Source organism: Streptomyces sp. NPDC047108, from assembly GCF_040643575.1.
In the GTDB taxonomy this organism is placed as follows: Bacteria; Actinomycetota; Actinomycetes; order Streptomycetales; family Streptomycetaceae; genus Streptomyces.
The window spans coordinates 298,072-313,831 of record NZ_JBEYUP010000002.1; the positions used below are offsets into that span (position 1 = coordinate 298,072).

Sequence of the window (15,760 nt, forward strand, 5' to 3'; positions counted from 1 at the left end):
CCGTCAGTACCCGGCCGGGCGCACGATGCCCGTCTCGTAGGCGAACACCGCCGCCTGCGTACGGTCGCGCAGCCCCAGCTTCACCAGGATCCGGCTGACATGGGTCTTCACGGTCTGCTCGGCGACGATCAGGTGCTCCGCGATCTCCGCGTTCGACAGGCCCCGTGCGATCAGCCCGAGGACCTCGGTCTCACGCTCGGTCAGTGAGCCGACGCGGTCCTTCTCCAGCGGCCGCGGGGATCCGCTGATCCGTGAGAACTCCGCGATCAGCCGCCGGGTGACACCCGGCGCGAGGAGCGCGTCACCGGAGGCCACCACCCGTACGGCGTCGGCGAGTTGGTCGGCGGAGGCGTCCTTGAGGAGGAAGCCGGAGGCGCCCGCGCGCAGTGCCTCGTAGACGTACTCGTCGAGGTCGAAGGTGGTCAGCACCAGGACCCGGACCTCCGGGAGGCCGGCGGTGATACGGCGGGTCGCCTCGATGCCGCCGAGTTCGGGCATCCGTATGTCCATGAGCACGACGTCGGGGCGCAACCGCGTGACCTGGTCGACCGCGTCGAGCCCGTCGACGGCCTGCCCGACGACCTCGATGTCGGGGTGGGTGTTGAGCAGCACCGTGAACCCCTGCCGGACCATCATCTGGTCGTCGGCGATCACCACGCGGATCGTCATGTCCGGTTCTCCCCTCCGGCGGGCAGGAACGCGGTCACTTCGTAGCCTCCATCGGGTGTGGGACCGGTGGCGAGATCGCCCCCCAGCATGGTCGCCCGTTCCCGCATCCCCAGCAGCCCGTGCCCGGCGCCGGGTGACGGCGGGGCCGCGGCGCGCGGCGCGGTGTTGGCGATCCGGACGCGCAACCCGGCGCGGGCGTGGGCGATTTCTATCCGTACGGTCGAACCCGGCGCGTGCCGGATCGCGTTGCTGAGAGCCTCCTGCACGATCCGGTACGCCGACAGCTCCACGCCCGGGGTCAGGGGCGTGCGCTCCCCGCCGGTGTCGCATCGCACGGTCAGCCCCGCCGCCCTGGCGTTCTCGACGAGAGCGTCCAGGCGCTCCAGGGTGGGCAGCGGGGCGTGCGGCGCGGCGCCGTGCCCCTGGCTCTCGGACCGCAGGACGCCCAGGACACGGCGGAGTTCGGTGAGCGCGTCCACCGCGTTCTGCCGGATGCCGTCCAGGTTCTCCCTGAGCTCGTCCGACGGGTCGTTGGCCAGGTGCGGGGCCACCTGCGCCTGGATGGAGATGACCGACATGTGGTGGGCGACCACGTCGTGCAGCTCGCGCGCGATGCGGCTGCGCTCCTCCAGCACGGTGCGGCGGGCCCGTTCCTCCTCGGTGAGCACGGCCTGTTCGGCCAGGCTGGACCGCGCCTCGCGGCGGCCGCGCAGCGCGGCGCCCAGGACGACCGCGATGACGAGGAAGGCGGCGGCGGGGATCAGGGAGGAGTTGTTCCGGAAACCGTCCGTGTACCCGCCGAGGGCGAAGCCCAGCACGAGGCTCAGGCCCAGCGCCTCGACGGCGACCCGGACCGGGACGCGCAGGGCGAGCAGCAGCAGCACCACGGGGTCGACGAGGAGCCCGGTGTACGCCCACGGCCACTCGCTCCCGGGCCCGTACACGATCGCGGACCAGCCGACAACGGTGGTCGTGGCCATCGACAGCCACCAGGCGGGAACGGGGCGGGACATCGCGAACAGGACCGCGCAGCCCTTGGCGGCGGCGATCGGCAGCGCGACGTACGGTTCCATCCCGTCGACGCCGCCGAGGACCGGCTCCGGTTGCATGTACCTGAGCAGGAGCTCGTTGGCGGAGAAGACGAGGGTCAGGAGGGCGAGCCACGCCACCCCCACGTGCGGCAGCCGGCGCAGCCAGCGTGGCTTCGCCATCGGCGGCAGCGGGTCGCGGTCGACCGTCATCAGGTCGGTGCTCAGGGTGCGCAGGGCATCGAGCAGCCGGCTCGCCAGGCCCGTAGGGGCATTCACCCAGGTAACCCTAGACATGGGTCACTCCCGCTCTCCCGGCGGTCCGCTTCTTCGGGGCCGACCGGCGCACGACCCGGGACGCGCCCCTGCTCCGGCGGCGGCGGCCCTGCTCGTAGGGGTGGAACACCGCCCAGCACACGGCCAGCGCCACCCCGAAGACCGGAAGCCACGCCAACCGCGCCGCGGTCCAGCCGGGTTCGCCGGGAACGGTGTGAAGTCCGGGCAGCGGCCCCGCGAGCAGCCCGGTGGTGGTGACGGCCATCAGCGCCGTCTGGTGCCAGAGGAAGATCGTCATCGCGGAGAGGTTGACGAGGGCGACCGCGGCCCAGGCCGCGGGCCTGCGCATCAGCCGCCGCAGTGGTCCGAGCAGCAGCAGGGCCAGCCCGCACTGGGCGACGCCGAAGGTGACGGCGGCGAGGGTCGGCGGGTTGAGGTTGGAGACCGGCGCGCCGGGGACGCCCACCATGGAGGCCGGGTAGCCGCACCAGAGGACGAGCCCGGCGGTCGCCGCCGTACCGCAGACGACCAGCGTCAGGCAGGCGCGCCTGGACAGTTCCCCGCGAGACCGGGCCGCGCCCAGGGTGTACGGGACGAGCCAGCCGGCGGCCAGGTTGATCCAGCCGAGCTGGTCCGGTCCTCCGAAGCCGAAACGGACGAGATCCACGTGCAGGACGACGGCCAGTGGCCACAACGGGTTCAGCCGGGCGACGAGCGGCGTCGCGGCGGTGAGCGCGGCGAAGACCAGCAGGAACCACAGCGGCGACAGCACGAGCTTGACCAGCGTGCGGATCGTGTCCAGGCCCGTACCCAGCGCGAGCATCACGGCCACGGCCACCGCCCAGAGGGCGAGGAGCGCCGCAACGGGGCGCCACAGCCGGATGAGGCGGGCGGCCAGCCAGGCGCGGTAGCCGTCGCCGCGGGCCCGCGCGGCGGCGAGGCTCCTGACGCCGACGTGCCCGCCGACCAGGAAGAACACGGCCAGGGTCTGGAACACCCAGGAGACCGGGGTGAGTTGCGGCATGTCCTGCAGCGGGCTCGCGCCGCGCAGCGCGCCGCTGTCGGAGACGAGCGCGGTGACCAGCCAGTGGCCCAGGACGACGCCGAGGATCGCGGCGGCCCGGAGGGCGTCGACGCCCCGGTCGCGGTCCGCGGGCGTCGCGGCGTCGATACGGCGTACGAGGTCACGCATCGGTGTCTCCCGTCACGATGCGCCCGATGCTCTTCAGCGACCGGGTGCCGGGCTTGAGGTAGTCGCTGTGGCCGCCGTCCCCCGCCTCGAACCGCCGGGCGCCGAAGGCCGGAGCGACCGGGTCGGTGCCGAACCCGACGGTCGTTCCGAGCAGTCCGACGCTGACGTGCGGCACGCGGGCGATCCAGTCGCCGCCACCCCGGCCCGCCCAGACGCGGGCCGGGGTGCCGAGGTCGCGAGCGGTCGCGGCACCGGTGCCGGGGCTGCCGAAGAACACGACGTCGCCCACGTCGAGGCCCTCGCCCGCCGCGCGGGCACAGACGACGGAGCCGTACGAATGGCAGAGCGCGGAGACGTGGGCCCGCGGGTTGTACGCCTTCAACCGGCCGACCAGGCGCGTCAGTCCGGGGGCGGCGTCGTCGGCCCGCCCCGTGGTCAGCACCTCGGGGGCGACGGTGCCCGGGGTGTCGTAGCCGAGCCACGTCACGACGGCGGCGCGGCGCCCGAGACGGTCGTGGAGGGCGGCGGCTCCGGCCCGGAAGCGCTCGTAGGTGTCGAGGCCGGTGTCGGAGCCGGGGACGAGGACCGCGAGATGTTCGGCCTTCCGCAGGTCGCCGAGCACCTCGACGGCCCGCCCGGCGCCGCGTCCGTCGAAGGTGAGGAAGCGGCGATCGGGCCGGGCGAGGGTCCGCAGGTGGGCGGCGCGCCGGTGGTCCCCGCTCGCCTCGGCCATCCGCGCGGCCTCACGGGCGTTGGCGCGGTTGGCCGCGTACCGCGCCTCCGGACCGGCGGACGCGGAGAAGGCGACGGGCTCCGGGGCGGGAACCTCGGGCCGCACCGCCCCCGACACCGGCACGGCCACCGCGGCGGTGACCAGCGCGGCGAGCAGAGCTCGACGAAGACGGTTCATGGGCTCCCCTCCCGGTCGGCGCCGCACACTCGTGCGGCGTCCATGAGAAGGAAGCTATGAAGGGAAGGCCCTGGTCGGCGTCACGCTGGAGAGCGGGCCTGCCGCGTAGCTCTCAGGTATGACGGGTCTCGTGAGGGTCGTGCCGGAGGGCGTGCGCGGCCGCCAGGCGACGATGCATCGCCGTTGGCAACTGCGCGATCAGCTACCGAGAGGATGCGGTCGCCGCCCAACAGCTCAGTGATCGCGCGATCCATGCTTGTCCATGACGCCGCGTGCAGAGATGTTCCGCCCGGGCAATTCCCCGAACTGCACATGTTTTCATTCGGGTTGACGGAAACCCCATTGGTGCAGCCCTCCGACCCGCAGATAGCGTTGGTTCACTTGCGTTGCCTCCCACCGCACCAGGAGTCCAGAGTGAACCGCCCCGCCCGGCCCCTAGCAGCCGTGCTCACCGCATCCGCGGCCCTGCTTCTGACCGCCTGCGGCTCAGGAGGAGATGACGACTCGTCATCGGACAAGATCAAGGGAGCGGACGGCGGAGGCGGGAAGACGTCCGCGAGTCCCTCGGCCCCGGCCTCGTCGGACGGCATCAAGCGACCGGAGATCACGCTGTCCAGCGCGTTCCGAGCGGACTTCAAGAACTGGACGAACAGCGATCCGAAGCTTCAGGTGATCCTGAACGACGGTCGTGAGCAGCTGAGGGCAAAGTACGCCGCGGTCATCGATTCGGAGCCGAACTCCGAAGCATTGACCTTCTACAGCTCAGAGGCCACTCAGGTTTCGGCCCGCAAGTGGATCAATCAGTTCGTGGACGACGACGACAGCATCATCGGCAAGGTGACCGCCTTCAATCCGAAGGTCCTCATCAGCGACAACGGTTCCGGCATCCTCTTCTACTGCGTTGACGAGCGCCAGGCATCCACGAAGAATCGCAAGACTGGGAAGATCGTCAAGACACCGGACAAGCCCGAGTCAGTGCTGCAGTACCGCACCCGGCTGGACAAGACCTCGCAGGGCGTGTGGAAGACCACGTCCGTGAACGTGGCGGCGGGAGGATGCAGCCGATGAGCCATGCTGCCAAGGCAGGTGCACTCGGCGCCGTCTCGGTCTGCGCTGTGATCTTGTCCTCCACAGCGGCGTACGCCATCGGAGACGACAACGTGGAGCCGCCGTCCTCAGGCCGCCCTTCCGGCGACGCGTCCGGTGCCACGCTGACCGCCGCGGCAACCGCCACCGGCATCAAGGTCAGGCAGGTCAGCGGCGGCTCCTCGGGCAGCTCCCATGAGCCGCTGGCCCCGGTGGACCCCAACTGGGAACCTCCGGCGTGTTGGTACGAGCCGGTGGCCACGTCGCAACAACTCAAGGCAGCCGTCGACCGCCTCAAGAAGAATCCCAACACGAACCTGGTCCACGTCACCCCCACGCTCAGCTGGGGCGAGGAGCTGATGGTGGACCACTACGAGAAAGGCACGGCGAAGACCGGCAGCGGGGCGGGCTACGAGAACTACAACCTCGACAAGGACGGCAGGTTCTGGCGCGGGGTGATCAACAAGAACCGGGAGGACGACCCCGAGTCCGCCGTCTGTGAACGGACCTTGTTCTGGCAGAACTCCGGCAACCTCCCCGACGACGAGCACGCACCCACCCCTGACGTCCTGGCCGGCTACGCCTACGACAAGATCAATGTCCCCACCACCGAGGTCGAGGTGAATCCGGTCACCAAGTCCACGGTGAACCTGCCCACTTGGGTGTGGCTGGACAAGGGCACCTTCAAAGAGGTCAGGGTCCGCGCCGAGCTGGCGGACGCCGGCGTGTGGGCGGAAACGACCGCGAAGCCGGTCGCCCTGCACCTGGAACCCGGAACGGACGACGCCGAGACCCGCCCCGCCTCCGGCGACTGCAAGATCAACGACGACGGCTCGATCGGTACGCCGTACAGCAAGGGTGACTCCGACAAGACGCCTCCGTGCGGCATCACCTATCAACGCGCGAGCAGCGGCCGGCCGTACGAGTTGAAGGCGTCGATCACCTGGCAGATCTCCTGGGAGGGCTCCGGCGGCACCCGAGGCGACCTGCCGAACGGCACCTTCGAGACCACTCGCGACATGACCGTTCAGGAAATCCAGTCCATCAACCGGTAGCCGTAACGGGGGGGGAATCGGACACGCCGGGCGAGGTCGTACGTGGCCTGCGCGGCGCCGACATGGGCACTGGTGCGGCAAGACGACGGACGCGTTCCCAGCGAACTCCTCTCCGACGCCTTCCGGCCCCTGGGTGGAAAGGGGGTACGAGTCGTTCGGCGAGGCGCGCAGAGCGCTCAACGACTGGGCCCGATACCTCGGCCTCGCCGGGGAGGGTCCGGGAATGGTCCCCACGGCGGGGCCCGGGCCCTGCCGTCGTGATCCCCGGCGTGCGGCAGCCACACAGAGGTATCGGTCCATGGGGGCGGGCGTACGGCCGCCCACGGGTTCAGCCGCCCCGTGAGGGAGCACGCCTCCGCGACTCCCCCGTGGACGTGGTGGCGTGCTCCCCAACGGGGTGGCTGTGTCGCGCAAGAGGGACGTTAGACGCCGTCCGGGAGCGCGGCGAGGTTCCTTCCGCACAGTGCGGCCGCCCGGCGGTTTCACTTCGCACAGTGCCGGGCCGGGCGGGGCCGCGTCAGAGCTCTCCGAGCGCCGTCATCGCCAGCCACAGCTCGTACTTGGCGCTCGGCGCGTGCAGCAGCGAGCGGCCCAGCGTCTCCTCGACGCGGGTCAGCCGCTTGCGGGCGCCGGGCAGCGAAATGCCGAGCCCGGACGCCGTCGCGGGGAGCCTGGCGTCCGCGCGCAGCCACGCCCGTACGGTGTCGGTGGCGCCACCGAGCGGGGCGAGCTGCGCCTGGGCCCACGTCTGGGCGGCGGGGGCGCTCAGCAGCTCCGGCAGACCCTGCGGATGGCCCGAGCCCAGGGGGTGCTGGGCACGCAGGCGCAGCGCGAGCCAGGCCGCCGACTGGTCCGCGAGACTGCTGGTGAGGTCCAGACCCAGCAGCTCCTTGATCAGCCGCATACGGGCGCTGAGCGTGTTGCGGTGGATCTTCAGATGGCGGCCCGCGGCGGTGCCGAACGCCAGCCAGGAGCCGAGCGTCCCGAGCAGTTCCTCCGCGCCGGGGTCGGCGCGCCGTACGGGCTCGTACGCCAGGCAGGGGCCGAGCAACTCCGCGGCCCAGGCGGCTCCTTCGGGTCCCAGCAGCGGGGCGAGGCCGATGTGGCGGCTGAACCGCGCCCGGCCGTCGGGGGCCGTGCGCGCCACCGCCAGCGCGTGGAACGCCTGCTCGTAGCCGAGCGCGGTCTCGCGCAGCGCGACCTCGTCGCTCACCCCGATCCGGCACTCGGGCACCTGCTCGACGAGGGTCCGCTCCCACGGCCCGGCCCCGGCCGGGACCAGCGCGATCAGGTGGTTGAGGCGCACCGGGCACGGCACGATCCAGGCGCGGCCCTCGACGAACCGGGCCAGCCGCTCGGCGATCACCGACCGCCGCCGCTCCGGGCACTCCACGACGTAGACCCGCGTCGGGCTGGGGAGCTGGGGCCCCATCGCCCCCGCGATCCGGTGGGCGGCGGCCACGCTGCCGATCATCAGCAGATGCAGCACCGCCTCCCTGCTGTACGCCTCCGTCGACTCCATGCGACGCCAGGCCCGTTCGGCCTCCTCGAGCTGCCAGCAGAGTCCGAGGATGCGGGCGGCGTCGGCGAGCAGTGTGCCGTGGAGGTGGCTGTCGCCGCTGTCGAGCGTCAGATACGGCTCGTGGCCGGCGAGCGCCACGACGTGCACGGTCCGCGACCCGGCGCCGGGGACGACGGCCGAGGGGACCCCGCGGTGGTGCAACTCCGTGACGGCCGTGCCGACTTCGGACCGCGCCCGGGCGGGCGACGACGCGAGGACGGCCCCGTCGCCCGTCACCAGCGCGACGGCACCGCCGGTGCGCCGGGCCAGCCACCGCAGGACGGCCTGCACCGCGCCGGGCTCTCCCGCCAGCTGCATGAGCGCGAGGACGTCCTCGGCACGCGCGGCGGGGAGAGGAGAATCCCTGGTCACCGGAGGGGTCTCCGCCGTGCGCTTCTCATGAGGAAACCGTAGTCCTCCCTTCCGCATCAGCGGAATGCCGCGGGCCCGGCCCGGTCCCGCACGGTACGGCCGCCGGCGCGGTCCGGCGTTGCCGCCCGGCGTCACCGTACGGCGGTCACCCGGCGCGGCATCGCCGTACGACCGTCACCCGGCCCGGTGTCTCCGTACGGCGGCCACCCGGCGCGCAGCCGCGTCACCGCACGGCGGCTACCCGGTGACCCGCCGTACGACGCGCAGCAGATATCCCTTCCGGTCGAGCGGATCGTGGTCCCACCGCTCCCGCACCGGCACCGGTCCGCGCACCGGCCGGTGCCGCTCGAAGACGCACTCCACCTCGCCCTCCCCGCGCGTGAGCCCGGGCAGCCGCTGCTCCAGCTCGTGCACGGAGGCCGCGGGCACCTCGCCCTCCAGGACGTACGAGGTGCCGCGCACGACCGGTGCGTACGGCACGGCTCCGAGCCGCCCCAGCACGGGGAGCACCGCTCCGAGCGTGTCCGCGGGGAGCTCCAGCCGGAAGCGGTGCACCGGCTCGTGGACCGTGGTGCCCGCGCGGGTCAGCGCGCTCATCAGGACGAGCGGCGTCAGATGGCGGAAGTCACGGCCGGTGCTCGACATGCTCTTGTCGAACACGGCGTGGGAATGGCTCTGACGGGGGGCGTAGCCGGAATGCGTCATGGTGACACGGCAGTCGGTGACCTGCCAGCCGTGCAGCCCCTGGTGCAGGGTCTCGTGGACCGTTTCCTCGACCGCGCGGAAGAACGCGTGCGGCATCGCGCCGAGTTCGACTCCCAGCCGGAATTCCACGCCCGTACCGGCGGGCGCAGGTTCGACGCGCAGTCCCACCGTGGCGAGGAACGGATTGATCTCCTTGTCCTTGACCATGAATTCCACGGATTCGCCTGCGCCGTCCGGGCGTTCGAGGCAGATCGTCGTCGTTTCGCGGAAGGTGACGCCGATTCCGAATTCGTCCGCCAGCCACGCCTGAATGACCTCTTTCTGCACTTCGCCGTAGAGGGAGAGGGAGATTTCCTGCCGGATGTCGTTGCGGCGGAGGCCGATCAGCGGGTCCTGCTCGGCGAGTTGGGTGAGCGCCGTGTGCAACGCGCCGCGGTCGGACGGACGGCGGGGCACGACGACGGTTTCGAGCGTGGGCGGCGCGAAGTGCTGCTGCCGGGCGGACGGCGGGTGTTCGGTGCCGACGGTGTCGCCGATCCTGATGCCGGGCAGGCCCCAGAGCTTGCCGATGCGCCCGGCGGGTACGGGCGCGGAGCGCACGTCGGGGCCGTGCTCGAAGAGGCCGGTGGCGATGACTTTCCCTTCGCCGCCCGCGCGTTCACCGCCCGCCGGTTCACCGCCCGCTCGTTCACCGCCGGCCGCTCGGCCGCCTGCCGGTTCGCCGCCCGCCGGTTCACCGCCTGTCCGTTCGGGGTCGGCGGTCGGGGCGGCGTGGGGCGGCCCGAACGGCAGCCGGTCGCGGGCCCGTACCGTCCCCGAGAACATCCGTACGTACGCGATCTGCTCGCCGCCCGCGCCCCGTTCGACCTTGAAGACCGTGCCGGACACCGGCCCTTCGGCATCGCCCCCGGCGGCGGGCAGCAGCTCACGGACCCCGGCGGTCAGCGCGTCCACGCCCGCGCCGGTCATCGCCGAACCGAAGTAGACCGGGTGCACCTCGGCCCTCCGGGTCTGCGCCGCCAGCTCCGCGCGGAGCCGGTCGTACGAGATCCCGGCCGCGTCGTCGACGTACGCGGCGAGGAGCGTGTCGTCGTGACCGGCGAGCGCATCGAGCAGCGCGGACCCGAACTCCGCGTCGGCGGCCCCGTACGTGCGCGCCGTCGCCTCCCGGGTGCCGAGCCCGGAGGCCGCGTTCATCGGGACCATGGCCGGGGCCAGCTTCGCGGCCATCGTGCGGACCAGGGAGGCGGCCTGCGCGCCGCGGCGGTCGATCTTGTTGACGAAGACGAGCGTGGGAAGGCGCAGCCGTCGCAGGGTGCGCATCAGCACGCGGGTCTGCGGTTGGACCCCTTCCACGGCGGAGACGACGAGCACGGCGCCGTCGAGCACGCTCAGCACCCGCTCCACCTCGGCGATGAAATCCGGGTGGCCGGGGGTGTCGATCAAATTGACGACGACGTCGTCGACGGCGAAGGACACGACCGCGGATTTGATCGTGATCCCGCGCTGCCGTTCGAGCGACAGGGAATCGGTCCGGGTGGTTCCGTCATCGACGCGACCGATCTCGTCGATGACTCCGGCAGCATGCAGCAGCCGCTCGGTCAGGCTGGTCTTACCGGCGTCGACATGGGCCAGAATTCCGAGGTTGAGTGAGCGCACCAAGCGTCATGTCCTTCGAGGGAGGGGTGAATGCCTTCCGGGTGGACATGCGTGCGGTCACGGTGACCATCTCCTCGGTCGTGGTGCTGTCGTGGGGCAGTGCAGCAGACCCCCTGAGTGGACGACAACCGAATTTCGGGCGGCCGAAAGCGGCGGGGGCGGCTGATCGCCGTTCAGCGGAAGCCCGCCCCGCGGCACGAGGGGGGGCGTGGACCCTTGGTCCGGTCCGGTTCGCTTTCAGGTCCCGTTCGGCTCCCGGTCCCGTTCGGATTCAGGTCCCGTTCGGCTCTCGGCCCGTTCGACTTTCGGCCCGGACGCCTGGCCGATCGGCGCGGCCTGGCCTTTCTCTGCCTGATCATGGCCTGGTTCTGGATGAGCCGCACCGCCGTCGCGCTGATCGAGGCGTGGACGACGCGGGAGATGGGCCCGCAGGAGTACGACTGGAGAAGGAGCAGGTCACGACGGTGCCGGGCAGGGATGCGGAGAAGGAACCTGGCCGGGACGCGGAAAAAGAAAGGGCCCGGCCGGGGGCGGTCAGTTGCCCGGCGTACGGGCGGCCGCGTCGGCGGGCGTGCCCAGACGGTCCACCACACCCGTCGCGATGTCGGCCAGGCAGTTCAGCTGGTCGCGCGTGAGCGAGTCGATCAGGATCCGGCGCACCCGGGCGACGTGCAGCGGAGCCGCCATGCGGATCGCCTTCAGCCCCTCGGGCGTGATGATCGCGAAGGCGCCGCGCGCATCGGTGGGGCACTCCTCACGGCGCACCAGCCCGCGCGACTCCATGCGGCGGATCTGGTGCGACAGCCGGCTCTTCTCGAAGTGGGCCTCGGCCGCCAGGTCCTGCATGCGCAGCCGGTGGCCCTCCGCCTCGGACAGCGGTACGAGCACCCGGTAGTCGGACAGCGAGAGGTCGGCGTCTTGCTTCAGTCCCCGGTTGACCTCGGTCTCCAGGAGCTGGGTCATGGCCATGTATCCCCGCCATGCGCGGCTCTCCAGGTCGTCCAGCCATCGGGGATCGCTCATGCCCCGAGGATATCCACCGGCCCGCTCCCGGCGAGACCCGAGATACCGGCCGGGGCCGCGTGGTCCCCGGTTCCGGGGGCGCGCCGGCCGGCCGGGGACAGAGCCCGCCGGTCGGGGGCAGGGCCGGCCGGCCGCGGACGGCCTGGTCAGCCGCCGACCTCGCTGATCTCGTAGAGATGTCCGTCGGGGTCACGGAAGAAGGCCCGCACCTCGTAGCCCCGGTCCACCGGCGGTGTCAGGAACTCCGCTCCGCGCCCGCGCAGCGTCTCGTACGCGGCGCGGCAGTCGGGGACGCGGAAGATCAGCTCCGAGCTGACCCGGCCGGGGTCGGCGGGCGGCTCGAAGGCCACGCCGGGCTTGTCCTCGGTCGGTCCTCCCCCGGTCACCAGGAGCAGCCAGGTGCCGAGCAGGGTCAGGACGCAGGAGTCACCGCCGTACTCGCGGTAGAGGTCGGCGCCGAGCACGTTCTCGTACCACGCGCGTGATCGCTCCATGTCGGAGACGACAAGGAGCCGGGTGATCTCCATACCTTCGGTCGGGAACGTCACCGCAAGACCCTTCTCAGTCGTCGTGCCTGTTCGGTAACACTGTCGGCAACGAAGTGGTCCCAGGATAGGTGACGTGACAACCACATGGGACCGGAACACTGCGCAGGCCCCGCGCCCGCCGCCCGCACGCCCTGGAGAGAGCCGCCCGTGCCCCCCACCGACGCCCCCGCGATCCGCGTCCTGGTCGCCGACGACGAGCATCTGGTGCGCGCCGGCCTGCGCCTCGTCCTGTCCAACGCGGACGACATCGAGATCGTCGCCGAGGCGTCGGACGGCAGGGAGGCCGTCGAACTCGCCCGGCGCCACCGGGTGGACGTCGCGCTGCTCGACATCAGGATGCCGCGGCTGGACGGCCTCGCCGCCGCCGAACAGCTCGCCGCCACCGCCCCGCGTACGGCGGTCCTGATGCTCACCACGTTCAGCGAGGACGAGAACGTCTCCCGCGCCCTGCGCGCCGGTGCGGCCGGCTTCCTGCTCAAGGACACCCCGCCGACCGAGCTGATCCAGGGCGTCCGCGCGGCCGCCGAGGGCAACGCGATCGTCTCCCCGCAGATCACCCGGCGCCTCCTCGACCAGTACCTGGAGGGCGAGACCGCGCGGACCGAGGCGCGCGAGCGGACCGCCGAGCTGACCGACCGCGAGCGTGCGGTGCTCGCCATGGTCGGCACGGGGCTGTCCAACGGCGAGATCGCCCAGGAGCTGGTGGTGAGCGAGGGGACGGTCAAGGCGTACGTGAGCCGCATCCTCGCCAAGCTGGGCTGCGAGAACCGGGTGCAGGCCGCCCTCCTCGCGCGCGACGCCGGGATCCGTCCGGACGCGCACGCCGCACAGCCACCCGAAGGCGAGGGCATACGGGCGGACGGCCGTGGACGGCCCTGACGACCGGCCACGGGCCGCCATGGCGGAGGGCCGTGACGTCCGTGCCGGGCGGGCACCGGCGCCCCTGACGATCGGCCATCCCGCCCTGGACGATCGGCCCGAGCGGCATCGACGACCGGCGGATTCGCCCGCCCCGCCGCGCGGCTAGCGTTCGGCGGCATCCACCGGGAGGAGACACCCCATGCGACCGACAGAGACCGTGGACAAGAACCGGGCGACCGCCGCCCTCAGCCGCGTGAGGCACGGCCTCGCGGCCGTGCCCCGAAAGACCATGGCGGGCGAGATCGCACTCGTCGCCGCCGTCTGCATCCCCACCTTCCTCATGTATCCGTACTTCGGCGCCGGTTCGAGGCTCGAGGCCGGCCTGTGGACCCTGGCCGCCGCCGCCGTGATTCCGCTGCGCCGGTGGGCGCCATCGGTCGCCCTGCTCGCGACAGTGCCGCTCTTCGCACTCGAAACCGCGGGCATCGCCGCGCTGATCGTCGCGTTCGACGCCCCGCGCCGCATCAGCTCCGGCCGGAGCAGCGCCGGACCGGTCCCGCTGCCCGCGCTGATAGCGCTGCTGCCGGTGGTGACCGCGGTGACGACGCTGCTCCACCTGAAGTGGCCGTTCGACAGCGGGCTCGACTTCGTTCAGGTCGGTGCCGCCGCCGTGTTCACCGCGCTGTTCCTCGTCTCGTTCGCGCTGACCGGCGCGTTCGTGGGCCAGCGTCAGCGGCTGATGCAGGCGATGCGGGAGCGCACCGACTACCTGGAGCGGGCCAACCAACTCGCCGACTCCCAGGCTCGCCTGCAGGAACGCTCCCGGATCGCCGAGGAGATGCACGACATCCTCGGCCACCAGCTCTCCCTCATCTCGCTGTACGCGGGCGGCCTGGAGCTCGCGACCTCGACCAAGGCGCCGGAGCTGAGCCAGGAGGCCGAACTCATGCGCTCCACCGCCCGGAACGCCCTGGAGGAGCTCCGCGACATCCTCGGCGTGCTGAGGGCGGATCCAGGACCGTACGAGCTGGGGCGCGATGTCGGCACGCGGGCGGACATCGAGGAACTCGTGGCCGCGTCGCGGCGCGGCGGCATCGACGTCGAGCTGGACTGGCGCGGCGACGACCTCACGCACGCCGAACTGCGGATCCGCTGCGCCCTCCACCGGATCGTCCGCGAGGCCCTGACGAATGTGCACAAGCACGCGGCGGCCTCCCCGGTCGGCATCCGCGTCGACGTCGGGAAGGACACCGTCGGGGCGACGGTCCGCAACGGCCCCGAGCCGGACACCGGCCTCGCGCGGCGGCTGCCCGGGACCGGGAGCGGGCTGGTCGGCCTGGAGGAGAGAGTCGGGCTGCTGGGCGGCGGGTTCACCGCGGGGCCCGAGCCGGGCGGCGGCTTCTCGGTCGTCGCCGAACTCCCGGCACGTCTCAGGACGGCGGACGCCACCGCCGCGCCGGTGGACGCCACCCCCGCGTCGGCGGAGGCCCCGGCCCCCGGCTGACCCGTACCGGGCCCCCGTACGGTCTCCCGCCCCTCAGCTCCGAGTTGACGGGCGGGAGACCGCGTCCGCCCGATCGCCCTTACGGCCGGACGCCGAACGGCCCCAGGACGCCGTAGTCGATCCGCAGCGCCTCGAACATCGCGAACGCGTTGTCGTAGGTGAAGACGTCGGCCGCGCCGAGCCGTCCCGTCCACGCGGGCACCACGCGGTCGGTGGCGTGCTGGGTGACGGCGTCCATGTACGTCTTGAAGACCGCCCACGGGTTGTCCGGGTACTGCGCGAAGATCGGCGTCGGGTCGACCGCCTCGATGGCCTTCCGCGCACTGCCCTCCAGATCGCGCAGGTACTCCCGCTGGATCTCCACGTCGTGGCGGGTGCCCAGCCGCGTGAGGTGCCCGCCGACGTATGTGGTGAAGGGGAACTCCAGCGCCTGGTCGTGGGCGTCGATCCACGCGGGGATGTCGGTGGACATCGCGAGGTTCTTGAACGGGACCCAGCCGGGGAAGACGACGTCGACGAGCATCAGGACGCGCTGGCGGGGCGCGTAGACGTAGATGTTGTCGGGGCTGTGGTTGGGGCCCCGGTAGGACAGCTTCAGGGTCTGGTCGCCGACCTGGAGACGGTAGGAGTCGGCGAAGACCCGCGTCGGCAGCGGCCGGTTGGGATCCGGGACCTCGCGCAGCAGGTGGCGGGTCCGCTCGTGCGCGATGCGCACGGCGTTGCGCGGGTAGATCCCGGCGGCGCCGATGTGGTCGGCGTGGTGGTGGCTGTAGACGACGTGCGTGACGGGCTCGGAGGTCACCTCGGCTATCGCGCGCAGGATGTTGTGGCCGAGCGTCGGCGGCGCGTCGACGACCACGACGCCCTCGCCGGTGACGAGGAAGATCATCTGGTACGAGCCGTCGGTGATCCAGTACAGCCGGTCCCGGATCTCCTGGACCACATAGCCCTTCTCCGGGATCTGCGGCCCGTGGGCGGTCGGCGGGACGGGCGCGTACGTGGTCCCCGTCCGCTCGCTCGCCGCGGCCGTCGCGGGCCGGGCGAACTGGTCGAGCAGGACGCCCGCCGCGGGTACCGAGGCGGCGAGGGCCGAGTACTTGAGGATCGACCGCCGGTTCGGGGACCGGTCGGCGGGCTCGGGCGGCTGGTGGTTCGTCGGCATGGCTCTGTCTCCCTCGACGTGCGCACCGGTTGGGGGTCGTGTGCGCGGGCCGGCCGTGATCCGGAGGAGCAGGGAAGCCCGCCACGCCCGTCATATAGGTGACGCGTCAACTAAGTCGCGGCCAACCTAGACCCCCTCTATTGACGTGT

The 15,760-nt window shown here is 72.0% G+C and carries 13 protein-coding genes; 4 read left to right on the forward strand and 9 right to left on the reverse strand.

Annotation, left to right across the window (positions count from 1 at the left end):
* Window positions 1–3: 3 nt before the first annotated feature.
* The 4 genes from ABZ822_RS06460 to ABZ822_RS06475 form a co-directional block, all read right to left on the reverse strand.
* The gene (locus ABZ822_RS06460; RefSeq protein WP_360847762.1) at window positions 4–669 is read right to left on the reverse strand and encodes a response regulator transcription factor; all 666 of its coding nucleotides are present in this window, start codon (window positions 667–669) and stop codon (window positions 4–6) included.
* The gene (locus tag ABZ822_RS06465) at window positions 666–1,910 is read right to left on the reverse strand and encodes a sensor histidine kinase (protein WP_360848802.1); all 1,245 of its coding nucleotides are present in this window, start codon (window positions 1,908–1,910) and stop codon (window positions 666–668) included. The genes ABZ822_RS06460 and ABZ822_RS06465 overlap by 4 nt, the downstream gene beginning before the upstream one ends.
* A 76-nt stretch (window positions 1,911–1,986) precedes the next feature.
* Entirely contained in the window at window positions 1,987–3,165 is a 1,179-nt protein-coding gene (locus tag ABZ822_RS06470; RefSeq protein WP_360847764.1) for an acyltransferase, read from the reverse strand.
* A complete protein-coding gene (locus ABZ822_RS06475) occupies window positions 3,158–4,075 on the reverse strand; it encodes an alpha/beta hydrolase (RefSeq protein WP_360847767.1) in 918 nt (305 codons plus the stop codon). Before ABZ822_RS06475 ends, ABZ822_RS06470 begins: the two co-directional genes overlap by 8 nt.
* A 414-nt stretch (window positions 4,076–4,489) precedes the next feature.
* Here ABZ822_RS06475 and ABZ822_RS06480 point away from each other — a divergent pair, with 414 nt between their 5' ends.
* Window positions 4,490–5,143: a hypothetical protein gene (locus tag ABZ822_RS06480; protein ID WP_360847770.1), complete on the forward strand. Its 654-nt coding sequence runs from the start codon at window positions 4,490–4,492 to the stop codon at window positions 5,141–5,143.
* Window positions 5,140–6,216, forward strand: a complete 1,077-nt coding sequence (locus ABZ822_RS06485) for a hypothetical protein (protein ID WP_360847773.1) — start codon at window positions 5,140–5,142, stop codon at window positions 6,214–6,216. Before ABZ822_RS06480 ends, ABZ822_RS06485 begins: the two co-directional genes overlap by 4 nt.
* A gap of 517 nt (window positions 6,217–6,733) precedes the next feature.
* On the opposite strand, the gene ABZ822_RS06490 is transcribed toward ABZ822_RS06485, so the two are convergent.
* The 4 genes from ABZ822_RS06490 to ABZ822_RS06505 all read right to left on the reverse strand — a co-directional run bounded on the left by ABZ822_RS06490 (window position 6,734) and on the right by ABZ822_RS06505 (window position 12,084).
* Complete coding sequence (locus ABZ822_RS06490) at window positions 6,734–8,149, reverse strand: helix-turn-helix domain-containing protein (RefSeq protein ID WP_360847776.1); 1,416 nt, start codon at window positions 8,147–8,149, stop codon at window positions 6,734–6,736.
* A gap of 237 nt (window positions 8,150–8,386) precedes the next feature.
* Complete coding sequence (locus ABZ822_RS06495) at window positions 8,387–10,513, reverse strand: translation factor GTPase family protein (RefSeq protein WP_360848805.1); 2,127 nt, start codon at window positions 10,511–10,513, stop codon at window positions 8,387–8,389.
* A 534-nt stretch (window positions 10,514–11,047) separates the two neighbouring features.
* Window positions 11,048–11,536 carry a MarR family transcriptional regulator gene (locus ABZ822_RS06500; protein ID WP_360847779.1) on the reverse strand — a complete coding sequence of 163 codons (489 nt, stop codon included), beginning with the start codon at window positions 11,534–11,536 and terminating at the stop codon, window positions 11,048–11,050.
* Between the two features lie 146 nt (window positions 11,537–11,682).
* Window positions 11,683–12,084, reverse strand: a complete 402-nt coding sequence (locus tag ABZ822_RS06505) for a VOC family protein (RefSeq protein WP_360847782.1) — start codon at window positions 12,082–12,084, stop codon at window positions 11,683–11,685.
* A gap of 147 nt (window positions 12,085–12,231) precedes the next feature.
* Here ABZ822_RS06505 and ABZ822_RS06510 point away from each other — a divergent pair, with 147 nt between their 5' ends.
* Window positions 12,232–12,963, forward strand: a complete 732-nt coding sequence (locus ABZ822_RS06510) for a response regulator transcription factor (RefSeq protein ID WP_360847785.1) — start codon at window positions 12,232–12,234, stop codon at window positions 12,961–12,963.
* A 181-nt stretch (window positions 12,964–13,144) separates the two neighbouring features.
* On the forward strand, window positions 13,145–14,449 hold the full coding sequence (locus tag ABZ822_RS06515; RefSeq protein ID WP_360847788.1) for a histidine kinase: 1,305 nt from the start codon (window positions 13,145–13,147) through the stop codon (window positions 14,447–14,449).
* 79 nt (window positions 14,450–14,528) lie between these two features.
* Here ABZ822_RS06515 and ABZ822_RS06520 read toward each other — a convergent pair whose 3' ends face one another.
* Window positions 14,529–15,611 carry an MBL fold metallo-hydrolase gene (locus ABZ822_RS06520; RefSeq protein WP_360847791.1) on the reverse strand — a complete coding sequence of 361 codons (1,083 nt, stop codon included), beginning with the start codon at window positions 15,609–15,611 and terminating at the stop codon, window positions 14,529–14,531.
* Window positions 15,612–15,760: the final 149 nt, after the last annotated feature.